The following is a 14,941-nucleotide window of genomic DNA, read 5'->3' as shown; positions in this document are numbered from 1 at the left end:
AGCAATCTGAACACAACTCGACACCTCATATATCAAACAAGGTTGATGCGATTATGTCAAGGATTTACTGCCCAGATTCTGCTAAGTCAGGGAAATATCGCCCTAATTAGCAGTACCGGAATGATGCTATTTTTCCACAAGCCCGGATTGCTCTGAAATCTGGTACAGCTGATCGGGTTTGAGATTTTTCAAAGAAGTCTCTTTTCCCGATGGCCATTTGATGGAGACCGACTGAATTTCCTCCGTCTTTCCCAGTCCAAAGGTCACTGGCAACTCGGTTTGTGCCAGATAACTTCTGGTAGGCATGACCATCCGGTTTTGTATCCCAGTCGCCGTCTTGATCTGAATGTGTGCCCCCAGCGCATCACGGGGTGAAGCAGCAGGGTTCTCCTTTTTCTGTGTTTCTTCACTGAACAGATGAAAGCGAACCCAGTGATTTCCTGTCTGCTGATCATTTCTCAACAGGCGGGGTTTGTTGCCCGTTGTCATGATGATCAGATCCAGATCACCATCGTCGTCAATGTCGCCAAATGTTGCGCCGCGTCCTACCAGCGGCTCTACAAAATCCTTGCCGACCAGTGATTCCTCCAGAGGTACAAACTCGGTGGCATACTGCGGACCACAATTCCAGAAGAGTTGGGGAGACTGTTTGTAATGCTGACGCTCCTGGACAATATTAATATCTTCTTCCAGATGTCCGTTTGCGGAAAACAGGTCCAGTCGCCCATCGAGGTCCGCATCAAAAAAGAAGACGCCAAAGGTCAACGCCTGGCGTGTCTGTGGCCCCAGCCCGTTCGAGATCGCCTCGTCGATGAACTGCATCTCTTTTCCAGGAGAAGTATACAGGGCCGTCATTTCATTGGCAAAGTTTCCGATGGCAATCCCCAGCGTGTCATCATTTCGGAAATTGGCGATGTCGATGCCCATGGCACCGCGGGCATTTCCATCCATGTCAAAGGCTACTCCCGAGAGCGCCGCTGTTTCGCTGAAGGTTCCATCCTGCTGATTCCGGAACAGCAAATTTTGGACGGTATCATTCGTAATAAATATATCGAGATAGCCATCTTCGTCAAAATCGTAAAAGTTCAAACCCAGCGATTTTGCCAGGGGCACGCCGGTACCCGGCGAGAAGACTTTGAGTCCCGCCTGCTCGGTCATATCCGTGAAGGTTCCGTTCCCCTGATTCTGATAAAGCAGGGGATTCACGCCGTTAAAGTTCTGGGGGCGACCATAAGCGCGGATGCCTCCCCTTAGTGTGAAATTCTGCGCGCGGTCGTAAGCGGGAGTCCAGTCAACATAATTGCAGACGAGTAAATCCAGATCACCATCCCGGTCATAATCGAACCAGCCACAACTGGTGCTCCAGAGATGATCAGGTCCGCCTACTCCCGCCTGTACGGTCACATCTTGGAATCGCGTCCCTTCATTTTTCAGCAGCCGGTTACTTCCCAGTGTCGAGATGTATAAGTCAACCAGGCCATCATTGTCATAGTCACCGCAGGCGACGCCCATGCCATATAGTGACAAATTCAGTCCCATGTTTTCGGTGACATCCTGGAAATTTCCCGAGCCATCATTCTGATACAATGCCAGTGAAGGGACTGATTTCTGTTGCTCTGCCGCCTTACTCCATGACCAGTTCTGAGATCCCACCAGCAGTAAATCCTGGTCACCATCGTGATCGTAATCAAAAAAAGCGGCGCCTCCACCCATGGTTTCCGGCAACAGTTTTTCGCCGGCGGCACCGTTGTTGTGGACGAAGCGGATGCCGGCCTGTTCCGTGATATCTGTAAACGGAATCTGGGGAAGCGTGATCTCTTCGACTTTTCGCCCCGCAGGAAGGCTCAGGGGAGTTTCCTTGACGATTTCTTCGGGCTGCTGCATCTGCTTCCAGGCATAAATGCCTCCGCCACAAATGGCAAGTATCAGAATCACCGAAAAGGAATACCAGAATGCACGTCCAATGGACTCATCATTCTGTTCGGTTTCGATTTCCAGTTCGGGGCTCAGGTCATCAGGGCTTAAATCTGACATGAGTATGACTTTCGTTTATCTAAATTCAGCTCTTCGCGTTGCCATTCAGCGCGGAGAGCCGATGCGTTATGGTTTGACGGTACGGTTTAATGAATAAATCACAGGTTGCTCTGCTGCGTGGTTGGCAGCAGGATATTTTTCGCGGGCTTTGCGTTCTGCGAAACCTCGGGCCGTATCATCAACCTTATATTTCTGATGCAGCTTCCGATGCTGATCAGACAGTTCCGGTTGCTCCAACTGATCATAAACCAGAGAGAGACCGTAATGAGCGGTGACATTCTCCGGGTCCAGGACCAGCGTGTTCTGGAACTGTTCGACGGCCTGGTTGAGCAGTTGAACGCGCTGCTCCTGCTTCTCTGCCGTGCGGAACCGCTTGGCCTGATCAAACAGATTTTGACCGAGATCGTTAATGACGACATAATCTTTACTGAAGTCAAACCCGCGGCGGGTGCGCTCTTCGGTCTGATCTTCCAGAACACTGCGGAAGTTCTTTTCAGCTTCTTCCAGGTGTCCCTGCTGCTGATTGACCTTGCCACTCAGCCAGGCCAGCGTCCAGGGAGGAGCCGGCGGATCGGTGAATGATGCAGTTCGCTTCAGGGCATCAACGGCATCTTCCAGGCGTCCTTCCGTGAAGTAGACTCGTGCCAGATTCAATGAACCATCATAGCGGTCGAGTTGATCGACGTGCTCAAACGCTTCCGCTGCCTGGCGTAATTCCGCCTTGCCTTTCAGAAACAGGCCGATGCCGTAATCGTTCCAGCGTTGCCAGACCGGAATCTCGACTTCTTTGTTTTTCACTTCCGCAGTCACCCCTTCGATCGGAAACGTAATGGTATCCGAAGCGATGGTCGTGATGGGTAGAGTATTCACATAAGGAACGCCTTTTTCCTTCCAGGACAGTTCCTGGCCTTTTGCTTCCAGTGAAGACGCGACAAACTGCATGTAATGCGTATCGAATTTTCGATACTGCAGTTTGGCTTCGACCGTCACCGGAGCGGTCAGGTCATCGGGCAGAATCAGTTCATAGTGAATGGTCTGACCGGCCCCCGGCGGCATCTGGTTATTGTACAATGGTACGAAAATATCCTCTGGATTTCGGCGGGAGATTCGATTACCGTCACGGTCAATCACAAAAGCGTTCACAAAATGCGACCAGGGATCCACGGTCCCGTCTTCTTCACGGGAACCACTGCGTCCGATGATTCGATCGCCACTTTTGACCGTCACATCCAGCCAGATTTCATTCGAGTCAGCTGTTCCCTGGGTAAAGTGATGTCCGACTTTCAAGGTACGCAGTACCGTTTCCAGCAGATATTTGTTTCCGGGTTTCAGAGTGGGAACTTCCGGTCGCAGCGGCGCAATCAGTTTGCCTTCGATGTTGCCTTCTTCGCGAATTCCAAAGAAATCAACGCGAAGATTGTCTTTCAGGAACGCCTCATGAATGGCGACGGTTTCCGGATCATTGCGGAGTGCAGCGATCCCGGTATTCGCAGCCGGGAACAGGTGATTGTGAACACTGAGTTCTTTTGAATCATAGAAGTGCCGTGCGCCAAAGTCGTTGGAAGGCTTGGCTGGCATGTGACACTTGTTGCAGTTCTCCTGGGCCTGGGGAGGATAATAAAAACTTCGGGCCCCATGACCGGACACGCCGCTCAATAGAAAGGAATCGTAATGGTTCTGCCCGCGGAGAAACTTATACTGATTCAGTTCTTCCGGCAGATGTACTTTGTGGCAGGTCCCACAGAATTCCGTTGATTTGTGAAGATCTTTCAGGAAGGTTTTCTTGTGAAACGCTGGTTTGGCCTTCACCAGCTGATTATTCACCCATTGCAGAAATACATTATCGCTGTACGCAAATGGATAATGGATCGGTTCTTCAATGGTATAGTCTCCGTTGCCACGCACACTGTTGACGTTCGTAATGGCATGGCAGCTCGTGCAGGTAATTCCCGCCTGTGAGGTGATGTGATTGATATCATCAAAATTCGGATCATCAAAGGCACCACTGAAGAAGGGGACTGGATCATGGCAGCCGGCGCAGAAGCGGGAAGCCTGCAGGTTCCCGTCACGTTCAAAGGAGACTTTGCGGGTTTCTCTCACCGAAGCGAGGTAGGCGGGATTATTAAACGAACTGAAATGGTGGACACTGTTTTTCCAGTCAGCGTGTGTATCGGGATGGCATTTCTGACAATAGTCATCCATCATCAACGCTTCCGCAGGAATGAAGTCACCAGTTGAGGTCCGGGAGAGTGAGGGGAAGAAATATTTTTCACCAGATTTGGGGCCGACCACATTCCACTTGCGGGGGTCTGAAGAATGAAACATCAGCATGCCGACCACCATCGCAGTAATGACACCCAGGTAAGCAAGTCCCCCTTTCCACTTGATCTTGGGTCCGACCAGGCGATGCAGCCAGTACATCCAGAGGGCAAACACCGGTGCAATCACATGACACCAATAAGTAATTGATCTCGCGGTGGGGTTTTTCATGTCGAAAGAACCAATGCGTAACAATAAGATTCCGGAGATCAGTACCAGGCAGGAAATAAAGAACAGTCCGTATCCCACTCGCACGGCACGCCGATTAAGTCGGTTCTTCGTGTTATAAATGTGTACGACGCCGAACAGGATAAAGGGAGCCAGTAACACCAGGCCCAGGATCAGATGCGCGAGAAACATGTACTGGTAGAACCAGTTTTCCAGTGTCTCACCACTCAACCAGTCATAGACGGTAATACTGACAAGATAGATCGAATTGGCGCCCAGCAATGCCACCATGAAAAAGAGCAGATAGAGAACTTTACGTAATTTCGGTCCGATGGCTTTGCGGACGATCCGACGGGGTTTCGCTTCCGCCGTGGAAGAATCGGTGGTAGACATATTGACAAGAGGTCCTGCACTAATTGGCTATGGGGAAAACTTGCAGTAAAACCGCACTTAATCAAAGCGCAGGCAAAACCGTTGAATGGAACAGTTCGCGCAGGCAAGTTTCATGAAACAACAGAGACAATGTCCCTGTATCCGATGTTTCAGGAGCCAGAGAGTTGGGGAGGACGGTCGATGCGTGCTCGATTCGCTGACGAACACAGTAATGTGGAGCAGGATACGAGTCTGGTTTGCCGTTGTTCCGACTTCAGCGTTTCGAAGCCGACAGGGCAGGCTGGTTTGAGAACGGTGATCACAAGCACGGGGGCGTGTGGAGCAGGATCGGGGCGATGCTTTTGGCAGCCGGGACCTGAGCAGGGCATGGCGGGTGGCATCTGCGTCGGATCAGTCAGCAGATGATTGACTGAAGCATCATTCTGCCCCGCATGGGACAGATAATCTCCACAGGTCGCCTGCGCGGAATCGAGCGACATCAGATTCACGGCGCAGACGGCGACTGCAATCAGTAGCAGACGCAGCGTGAATGAAGATCGATCGGTCATGGAATCATACAAAGAAACAGGAAGGGGTTGGATACATCTATCTCTCTTTATCAATATACTCAGTCTGCAGTTCAATTCCGAGTAAAAAATAATTGATCTCTCTCAGTTTATATAGATTTCAATCGAAATCGATGTCAGGCAGACCCTGATCTAATTGGGGCTTGACGAAAAACCCGATTCTGTAGACACTTTTACGACTTTGAACCTGAGTCCAGGAACAGACCGCCCCTCTCCGATCATAGACCACAAGAGTTAAAGTAAGGCTGAGTCTGGGGTTCAGGTGCAATAGATCCCGTATGATCTTCAGGAAGAAGCGGGCAATCACAGCAGGGAAGTTTGGGGGAACGATCGTATGATCGATTGGCGCATGGCAAGATACCGACTGGAATATCTGATTTTTCGCACATTGGTTTGTATCGTCAGATCATTACCGCTGAGAGAATCAGTGAAACTGGCAAAGGGGATGGCGTTTGTGATTCATCGCTGTCTGCCTCGCAAGCTGACCCGTTATCATGTGGCAGCAGAAAATCTGCGGACTGCTTTAGGTGAAGACCTCTCGGATCAGGAAATTGACCAGACCATCTATCAGATGTGGACGCACCTGTTTCGCATGGTGGTAGAAATCATCCAGCTGCCCCGCAAACTGCATCGAGGAAATATCTTTGATGTGCTGGATTTCGATTATCCGCCGGAGTTAATTACGGCACTCTGTTCCGGGAGACCGGTGATTCTCTTAAGTGGCCACTATGGAAACTGGGAGATCGCCGTTTCCGTCTTCGGACTGTTTGGCTTCCCCATGGGGGTGGTCGCGCGAGAGCTGGATAATCCTTTCCTGAACGAATGGTTTGAAAAATTCCGTCAGCATACCGGCCATCGTGCGATGGCGAAAAAAGGTGGCTACGACGATATGATTGCCACGATTGAACGCCGCGGACATCTGGCGTTGCTCGGCGATCAGGATGCCGGCAAACGGGGTTTGTTCGTTGACTTTTTTGGCAAACCTGCTTCTACCTTCAAATCGATTGCTCTGCTGGCTTTGGAGTATCGGGCTTATATCTGTGTGGGCTATGCCCGTAGACTGCCCGATGATTTTGAAAACAATCAATGGGTCAAGTTCGAAATGGGCTGCGAGCAACTGATCGATTCGACACAGTGTGTCTCTAAAGATCCAGTAGGAGAAATCACGCAGCAGTTCACGACTGCTTTGGAAAACGCCGTGCGGAAATCACCCGAACAGTATTTCTGGGTGCATCGACGCTGGAAAAGTGAGCCGCGGGTGCGAGCGAAAAAGAAACGCCAGGCTGAAACGATTCAGGAAAAAAAGGCTGCCTGAATTGATTCAGACGCTGATCTCCACTACAACCGCTATCTGAGGTCACAGAATGCAGAAGGGGCTACCGTCTGTTCAAAATGAGACCTCGTATCACATCCAGTGAACAGGCCGCCAAATCGGAGACAGTCATGGGCAATAAAATACGAATCGCCGACCTGACCGCCGTGCCTGAAGGGCAGGCCGCTGAGTTTGTCGCGGAAGATCGAATTATTGCGCTGTTTCATGTGGATGGTACCTATTATGCAATGGATGGTGTCTGTCCCCATGCAGGCGGTCCCCTGGGAGAAGGGACACTTACGGGTAACGTTGTGACCTGCCCCTGGCATGGCTGGCAGTTTGATGTTACCACAGGTCAACACTGTTTGAATGAACGCCTGTGTCACCCGACCTATCCCGTCTCTGTGGAAGAGGACGGGATCTATATTGAACTACCTGAGTCATAGAGAAAAAAGAAGCGAGTCAGCAGGCGACATGAAATACAAAGCGGTAATCTTTGATTGTGATGGTGTTCTGGTCGACAGTGAAACCCTGGGGAATCGCGTTCTGGCCGAGATGATTACAGACATCGGATTTCCACTGTCTCCCGAGCAGGCGGTCCAGCAGTTCAAAGGTGGCAAACTGGCTGATTGCCTGGCCGTCGTCGAAGATCAGATGGATGCAAAGCTACCGGCAGATTTTGCCAATCAGGTCCGCGCACAGATGGCGAAAGTATTCGAGCAGGAACTGCAGGCCATTCAGGGAGTCCGTGAAGCGCTGGAAGCAATCCCCATGACGAAATGCGTTGCTTCGAATGGGCCTGAAGAGAAGATGGCACTCACCTTGAGAATCACCGATCTGTCTCGTTATTTTGATGGTCGCATTTACTCTGCTTATACAGTAGGGGTCTGGAAACCAGAACCCGATCTGTATCTCTTTGCGGCTGACCAGATGGGAGTACATCCGAGCGAATGTGTGGTCATCGAAGACAGTAAACTCGGAGTGCAGGCCGCAGTCGCTGCAGGCATCCCGGTACTCGGTTATGCTGACCACAGTTCACCGGTCGAGCTGGAGTCATACGGGGCAAAAACATTTGGCTCAATGTTTGAACTACCCGCCTTACTCGGGCTGCAATCGTCACTTTCCTGATTCAAAGCGCAGCCAGGCTCCCTTTCAGTCGGCAAAGATTGCTGTTTAATGATTCTCTTTGCCAGCTCAATGCGCGAATTACGCCGGATGACTGGTAATTCTTACATCGTTGATTTCAAAGTGGTGAGAATAGGGCGACCTTACAGCCGATAAAATCGAAAAAAACTGAACTTTTCAGTCAAGAAGCTAAATTGATTAAGCCGATAATTAAGATGAGGCTGGAGTGAATTCCGGTCTTCTGTTTTGTTCAGCTCAATCAAAATGATACTGGTTAGCAGAGAATTGCCTTTGTCTGGCTGTGGATTCAGCCGGTCCGGAAATCATTGAGTTCGATATAGGAAGGATCCTTTCCATGCAACATCGGCTTCGAATTTTTACAGGTGAAGAAGAAACGCTCGAACAGAAGGACAGTCTGGTCAATGTTCGATTTGGGGAAATTGCAGATGCTCTGGCAGAAGCAGTTTACTATCGTCGTACCTGGATCTCTGATTTTTCAGAAGACGAAGTAAAGATTCCCTCGGATCTCTATGCCATCTTAGCAGCTTACAGCCATCTCCGCCCGGGCGCCTGATGGCCAATAAACCTCTCTCGCAGAAGTTTCTGATCGGTGTACTCATTACAGCAGGTCTCTACCTGATCGTAATCGGCGCACAAAGATTCTACGAGCATTATCGGGTGAAGCAGATTGCGCTTGAGTTTGTGGACGCTCTGGAAACAGGGAATGAATCACAGATTCGCGCTCTGCTTACACCCGAAAAAGCCGATCTGGCGAAGAAGTTGAATCAGGAATCTCATCAAGATCCCCTGCCGCTTGACTGTCGCGTACTGGACGTCAAATTGAATGGTTCGACCGCCCTGGTCCGTGTGCAGATTCAGAAAAATGGCTATGCAATCAAGCCCGACATTCATCTTGTCAAAAGTCAGACGGGAGTCTGGAAAGTTTCTGAAATCACCCAGGCAAAAGTGGATCCCCTCTGGTATGATCAGGAAGATGAACTGGACCGGAAAAAATTGACTGAGGAGGGAGTTCCCCCTGCAGAAGTCCAGGGACGTGTACTTGCAAAAGAGCTGGCACGTTCTTTAAATACAACTGTGGAAGACTCGGGTTCGGACCAGGTAGATCCCTGATACGTAATACATTCGCTCAAGCCGATCCCCAATTTCGACCAGTGTGCCTCCCTGTCATTTAATATTCTTGTTAAACCACAGAGATACGAAAAGTAATCTGGCAATCAGCCGATCTGCTCTTCTCTTTTATGCGAGGTATTGATGTCGCAGACATCTTCAACTGCTCAGCGTGCTTTAGAGATCTGGAAAGCCGGAGTCAGAGCAGTCGACTCTGAAACGCTCGTCTCCCATGCCATTCGAGTTACAGACCAGGGACTGACAATCTGCGGGCACACGATTCCGCTACAGGGGCATGAACGACTGCTGGTAACCGGTGCAGGAAAAGCGGGCAGTGGGATGGCTGCGGGTGTGGAAGCTGCGCTTCGCGGTTCAGCGCTGGCTGAAAGAACCTCCGGCTGGGTTAATGTTCCCGCCGATTGTGTCCGTCCGCTTGCAATGATTCATCTCTATCCGGCGCGACCTGCGAGCCTGAATGAACCGACTGCAGAAGGAGTGTATGGCGCCCGCCAGATCCTGAAGAAAATATCAGATTTGGAGCCGGATGATATCTGTATTGTCTTGATTTCAGGTGGAGGGAGCGCTTTGCTGCCTGCACCACTGCCCCCATTGACGCTGGAAGATAAACAGCTGGTGACGCGGTTGCTGATGTCCTCGGGGGCCACCATTCAGGAGTTGAACTGTGTCCGCAAACAGATCTCCGCTGTAAAAGGTGGACGGCTGGTTCAAGCGGCTGGCTGTCGACATCTGTTTGCTCTGATCATCTCAGATATCGTTGGCGATCCTCTCGATCTGATTGCTTCCGGACCGACAGTAGTCGATCAATCGACGGCGCAAGATGCCTTACAGGTTCTACAGCGGTTTGTTTCAGATCCCGCAGAGATTCCCGAAAGTGTATGGAGCATCTTAAAGTCAGAACAGACACCAGCACACCCTCAAAATTCGGTCAGAGATGCGACTGTGTTCAATCAGGTTATTGGCAATAATGCGACCGCGCTGGAGGCGGCCTCACACCAGGCTCTGGCATTGGGATACGAAGTCTATTCGCTTGGCTCAGCAAACGAAGGAACTGCCGCTGAAACCGGGGTGGAACTGGCTGAGCTTTGCCTGCAGTTGCAGGCCGGAACAGGTCCGGTACCTCGTCCTGCCTGTATTCTCAGCGGCGGGGAACCAGTTGTAGATTTATCGTCGTCTCCCCATCCAGGGAAGGGAGGCCGCAATCAGGAACTGGTACTGGCTGCGATGCAGCGTCTCTGGGATGAATCGCTTTCCGGGTTCTGCATCCTTTCAGGTGGCACTGATGGCGAAGATGGGCCCACCGATGCCGCAGGTGGGATTCTGGATGAGCACAGCCTGAAACGTGCACATGCACTGCAACTGAATCCCGCGCTGTATTTACGGGACCATAATGCGTATCCCATTCTGGCAGAAACAGGTAGTCTTCTGAAAACAGGGGCTACGCAGACCAACGTCATGGATCTGCGAGTAGCTATCGTTGAATGAATGAAATTTGCGATCCTGCTGCTGTTTCCGTTACAGGCTGCAGGTCTCAATTTCGGCGTGGGGGATTGATCGAATGACTCGCAGATCAGCGTGTTCCTGCAGGTCGAAAATCTGTGCGCTGCCACACGGTTGCAGTATGCTGACAACCGGCGCATCGTATTGCAGACGATTCGTCCGAATTACCGTTGCCAGTTGTCCCTGATTCAATTCGACAACGGATCCCACGGGATAAAGCGAGATGGACTGTAATAATGCACGAACCGCGCCGCTGTCGAAGATGCCCCGAGAGGCGCCGTAGATCAACTGCTCTACAGCCAGGTAAGGCTGGATTTCCGCATTGGCAGCAGCCAGGGAGACCAGGGAAATGAATTCATCTGCTACTGCAGCGATTTTGGCAAAAGGGTGGATTTGATTTTGTTTCTGGCCGCGCGGATAGCCGGATCCATCACAGCGTTCATGTACCTGATAAGCCACAATCCGCGAGATCATGGAGAACTCATTCGATTCACTCAGTAGATTATAGGTGATGACCGGATGTTTTCTGAGTTCCAGACTGTCGATGGGACTGGCGGGCAGATGTCCCACCAGGCCGTCAGTATTGATTTTGACCATGCCGGTGTCGTGAACCAGACAACCGATACAGAGTTGAGATAAATGCTCTCTTTGCAGGCCGAGTTGTGTCCCCATTGCCATTGCCAGACTCGACATCTGCAGGCCGTGTCTGCAGATATTTCCCAGCGCGACAGGCGTAATTCCCTCCAGAACGAACAGATCCATATCCTGCCTCATTTGTGAGAAGGAACTGTTTGTCACAGATTGAATTTGCGAAGTACTGATTCGTGAGCTAGCCAGAATCTGTCTGTAAATATCATCTGTTAATTTTGTCAGGACCGCGAATTCTTTTCGATACTCTTTTTGTAATGTCGGAGAATAGGCGGTCGCTGTAGGCGGAGTCACTTCATGTAAAAAGGACTGGGATTGAATCTGCCAGGGAGAATTCGTGCGCTCTGTGTCAGCAACCTGCCTGTTTGAGGAGGGATCACCTGCGCGGTTTTTTAACTTTTGACTGCGTAGCTGCAGGGAAGAAGTGAAACCGGAAGACTGGCTTTCGCCGGGAGCCAGGGTCAGGTTTGACAGATCCCGATCATGGACTCGCACATTGCGAATGCCGCGTTTTTTCAGGCTCTGTATGGTTGTTTTGGTGATACTTTTGCCGCTGGCCAGCAGCAGAATGTTCTTTTCAGTTTCAGCGTCATAGATGGGAGCCTGTAATTTAACCCCCATTCTTAAGCGGTCAATATTCAGCGCGGTGTAGGGGCTGGATTTCTGTTTGATAATTCTGCCAACCATAATGTGAGACGCCGCTGTGCCTGAGGATTTGCAATTTTGACCATGCGATATTAACGGAATGAACCGACGTGAGTTGAGTGTGGTCGGATTGCATAAACCGATACCCAAGTAGTTAGAGATTTCTTAAACTTAGGTCAGTCAGACTCTGCCGCCAAACCAGAAGCGCACGAGATGCAGATACAGGCGTATTCCGGCAGACGTTTTACCGAATCTACCAATTGCAGGGATTATAGCAGTGAAAAAGCGGACGGTTGCTGACTGTCAGTTGCGTTCCTGCTGATAGAGAGTGGTCAGAAACTCTTCAATGTTTTTGAATTTCTTTCCTTCTGCGGCAATGGTCTCGACTTTGGCACGCGCTTCGGTCGCCGAATAACCCAGGCTGAGCAGCGCTTCATAGGCTTCGCTGAAGACATCGGTGCGACCTTCCTCTGCGGGAAATTCTTGTGCGACGATCAATGCGAACTTTGTCATTTTGCGTCGGAGTTTGGCGACGATTCGTTCGGCGACTGCCGGACCAATACCAGGCAGAGTGGTGAGCTGTTTGATGTCTTTTTCCTCGATGGCAGTCGCCACTTCTTTGACGGGACGCACCATTGCCCGTAATGTTTTTTTGACTCCCACCCCATCCACCGAACAGACCAGTTCAAAGAACTCCCGTTCGGCGTGACTCATAAATCCGATCATACGGGGGGTGAGTCTGCCTTTCTGTGGATTTCCCTCGATGTACTGAATGGTTTTCAGGCTGATTTCACTGCCAATCAGAGGCTGAAGCTGGCGGCGGACAAACTCGGGAATAAAAACTTCATAATCGAAAGCCCCGACTGAAATAATGGCTTCGGTTAAGCTCAATTCAATCAGTTCGCCGCGAATATTTGTAATCATGGGTGCTCAGTTAGAAAGAAAATGTTGTTTCACAAACAGGTGACACGGATGGTGTGATAATGACATAATGCGGCCGCGAAGGCATCCGCCACATCATTGGGTTCCAGAATGGTTTTTAATCCCAGCTCGCTTTTGATGGCGTGCTGGATCTGTTCTTTCGAAGCACGACCGCTGCCGGTGATCAGTTTTTTAATCTGGGTCGGCGTATAATGCACGACAGGCACACCCGCATCATGGGCAGCGAACAGAATCGCACCCCGGGCATGAGCCATGATAATCGAACTTTTGGGGAAACGGGGAGTTGTAAATACCTGCTCAATCACCATGACATCCGGGTGATATTCGGCAATGACTTCCCGGATTCCGGAAGCGATTTCATGAACACGCGCGGCAAGATTAGCTTCCTGGTTCGAACGGATGATGCCGCCTTCACACAGGACAGGACCTTTTACAGACTGCTGTAACAAAGCATATCCCGTCCGGTTCAATCCCGGGTCAATACCCAGAAAGCGGACCGCGGTAGTCAACTCTGCTTTATCCATCGTTGAATTCAGATTCATAATTGGCTCAATCTGATCGCAGGAAACGTGATTAGCCGCGTCGCCACAAGCTGCCTTCCGGACGATCTTCCACAGTGATCTGGCAGGCGGCAAGGCCTTCGCGGATTTTATCTGCGATGTCCCAGTTTTTGTTGGTGCGGGCATCTTTACGTATTTCCAGAACCAATTCCATCAGTTGATTGACCAGGCCATCATCGGTACCCGAATCTTTAGCGGGTGCTTTTCGGAACACTCCCAGCAGGTTGGAAAGTTCCTTCAGCAGGCTGGCGCCGGTTTTCAACGCCTCGGCCATCTCCTGATTCTGCTTGCCTTCACCTTCCAGATTCTGCGAATGGATCAAGGCGTTTAATGTCGACCGTAATTCAAACAGCACACCAATGGCACCACCTGTATTAAAGTCGTCATCCATCGCTTCCAGGAATCGCTGACGCAATTCGGATAGCTGCTGGAAGTATTCCGCAGGATCCCCTGTCAGGCCTGTCGACTGTTCCCGCTTTTCTGATGTGGGAAGCTGATAAAAACTTTCACCTGTGATGCGTTCGAAGGTTTCAAAGAAGCGGTAGAAGCCTTCAATACCTTTCCCGGTTTCACGGATATTTTCATCACTGAACGCGATCGGGCTGCGATAATGTGTGGAGAGCAGAAACAACCGCACGATTTCCGGTGGGTGGACGGCAAACAGTTCTTTGACCGATGCGGCACCTTTGGAACCTGAGAGTTTGTCTGCTTCCTGGGCCTGCTGATCAACGGCGACATCACCGTGACGATCATGCTGGCCACCTACTTTTCCAGCGGCGTCACTGGCCTGCATTAAACCGTTGTGCACCCAGTAACGGACATAGGTTTTTCCCGTGCAGCATTCTGACTGTGCCCGTTCGTTTTCATGATGCGGGAACATCAGATCAAGACCACCGCCGTGAATGTCAAATGAATCACCGAGCAGTTTACGGCTCATGGCGGAACATTCAATATGCCAGCCTGGACGACCCGGTCCCCAGGGACTGTCCCAGGCAGGTTCACCCGGTCGCGATTTCTTCCAGAGCGCGAAATCAGCCGGGTTCTTCTTTTTATCATTAGCTTCGACACGAGTGCCCGCGATCATTTCTTCAATTTTGCGACCGCTGAGACAGCCATATTTACTGTCCGCTTCAGCAGAAAAGTAGACATCACCATCCAGGGGATAGGCGAAGCCTTTGTCAATCAGCGATTGAATGATCTCCTGCATCGGCTCGATATAGTCGGTGGCTTTGGGGAAATCGGTAATCGTATCGACGCCCATGATTTCCAGGTTATCAAAATAATCCTGTGTCATTTCAGCTGCCAGCTTTTCCACAGAGATATTCAATTCGGCTGCTTTATTAATCAGTTTGTCGTCGATGTCGGTGATGTTATTGACGAACTTGACATCATAGTTGTTGTAGGTCAGATAGCGGGCGATCGTATCAATAATGACCGGGCCGACCATGTGCCCGATGTGGGCGTGTTTGTAAACTGTGGGACCACACAGGTAGATTCCAACTTTGCCTGGTTTGATCGTCTGGAAATCTTCTTTTTTGCGACTGAGTGTGTTGTATATTCTGAGTGTCATTGTGTTAGTTACC

Annotated in this window: 13 protein-coding genes; 6 read left to right on the top strand and 7 right to left on the bottom strand. The window is 50.6% G+C overall.

The features are described 5' to 3' along the window. Positions 1–126: 126 nt before the first annotated feature. The 3 genes from Pan161_RS12055 to Pan161_RS12045 all read right to left on the bottom strand — a co-directional run bounded on the left by Pan161_RS12055 (position 127) and on the right by Pan161_RS12045 (position 5,462). Positions 127–2,034, bottom strand: a complete 1,908-nt coding sequence (locus tag Pan161_RS12055) for a CRTAC1 family protein (RefSeq protein ID WP_145227102.1) — start codon at positions 2,032–2,034, stop codon at positions 127–129. Between the two features lie 66 nt (positions 2,035–2,100). Beyond that, positions 2,101–4,914 (bottom strand): tetratricopeptide repeat protein, encoded by a 2,814-nt coding sequence (locus tag Pan161_RS12050; RefSeq protein WP_145227100.1) that lies wholly within the window; start codon positions 4,912–4,914, stop codon positions 2,101–2,103. Positions 4,915–5,063: 149 nt separating this feature from the next. Continuing rightward, entirely contained in the window at positions 5,064–5,462 is a 399-nt protein-coding gene (locus Pan161_RS12045) for a hypothetical protein (RefSeq protein ID WP_145227098.1), read from the bottom strand. A 352-nt stretch (positions 5,463–5,814) separates the two neighbouring features. Here Pan161_RS12045 and Pan161_RS12040 point away from each other — a divergent pair, with 352 nt between their 5' ends. From Pan161_RS12040 to Pan161_RS12015, 6 genes are all read left to right on the top strand, one after another. Beyond that, positions 5,815–6,795, top strand: a complete 981-nt coding sequence (locus Pan161_RS12040; protein WP_145227096.1) for a lysophospholipid acyltransferase family protein — start codon at positions 5,815–5,817, stop codon at positions 6,793–6,795. Between the two features lie 128 nt (positions 6,796–6,923). Then, positions 6,924–7,238 carry a Rieske (2Fe-2S) protein gene (locus tag Pan161_RS12035; protein ID WP_145227094.1) on the top strand — a complete coding sequence of 105 codons (315 nt, stop codon included), beginning with the start codon at positions 6,924–6,926 and terminating at the stop codon, positions 7,236–7,238. Positions 7,239–7,266: 28 nt separating this feature from the next. After that, complete coding sequence (locus tag Pan161_RS12030) at positions 7,267–7,920, top strand: HAD family hydrolase (RefSeq protein ID WP_197995839.1); 654 nt, start codon at positions 7,267–7,269, stop codon at positions 7,918–7,920. A 352-nt stretch (positions 7,921–8,272) separates the two neighbouring features. Further along, positions 8,273–8,491 carry a hypothetical protein gene (locus Pan161_RS12025; protein WP_145227090.1) on the top strand — a complete coding sequence of 73 codons (219 nt, stop codon included), beginning with the start codon at positions 8,273–8,275 and terminating at the stop codon, positions 8,489–8,491. Then, positions 8,491–9,048: a hypothetical protein gene (locus tag Pan161_RS12020; RefSeq protein ID WP_145227088.1), complete on the top strand. Its 558-nt coding sequence runs from the start codon at positions 8,491–8,493 to the stop codon at positions 9,046–9,048. Before Pan161_RS12025 ends, Pan161_RS12020 begins: the two co-directional genes overlap by 1 nt. 141 nt (positions 9,049–9,189) lie before the next feature. Continuing rightward, on the top strand, positions 9,190–10,548 hold the full coding sequence (locus Pan161_RS12015) for a glycerate kinase type-2 family protein (RefSeq protein ID WP_145227086.1): 1,359 nt from the start codon (positions 9,190–9,192) through the stop codon (positions 10,546–10,548). 30 nt (positions 10,549–10,578) lie between these two features. Here Pan161_RS12015 and Pan161_RS12010 read toward each other — a convergent pair whose 3' ends face one another. From Pan161_RS12010 to cysS, 4 genes are all read right to left on the bottom strand, one after another. Further along, on the bottom strand, positions 10,579–11,898 hold the full coding sequence (locus Pan161_RS12010; RefSeq protein WP_145227084.1) for an HD-GYP domain-containing protein: 1,320 nt from the start codon (positions 11,896–11,898) through the stop codon (positions 10,579–10,581). A 261-nt stretch (positions 11,899–12,159) separates the two neighbouring features. After that, positions 12,160–12,780, bottom strand: coding sequence for a Holliday junction branch migration protein RuvA (gene ruvA / locus Pan161_RS12005; RefSeq protein ID WP_145227082.1), 621 nt, complete (start codon positions 12,778–12,780; stop codon positions 12,160–12,162). 29 nt (positions 12,781–12,809) lie between these two features. Continuing rightward, a complete protein-coding gene (gene ruvC, locus Pan161_RS12000) occupies positions 12,810–13,340 on the bottom strand; it encodes a crossover junction endodeoxyribonuclease RuvC (protein ID WP_232103709.1) in 531 nt (176 codons plus the stop codon). Between the two features lie 31 nt (positions 13,341–13,371). After that, complete coding sequence (gene cysS / locus Pan161_RS11995) at positions 13,372–14,928, bottom strand: cysteine--tRNA ligase (RefSeq protein WP_145227080.1); 1,557 nt, start codon at positions 14,926–14,928, stop codon at positions 13,372–13,374. Positions 14,929–14,941: the final 13 nt, after the last annotated feature.

The sequence above is a fragment of the Gimesia algae genome (assembly GCF_007746795.1).
Taxonomy (GTDB): Bacteria; Planctomycetota; Planctomycetia; order Planctomycetales; family Planctomycetaceae; genus Gimesia; species Gimesia algae.
This window is presented reverse-complemented; position numbering and strand designations above follow the sequence as displayed.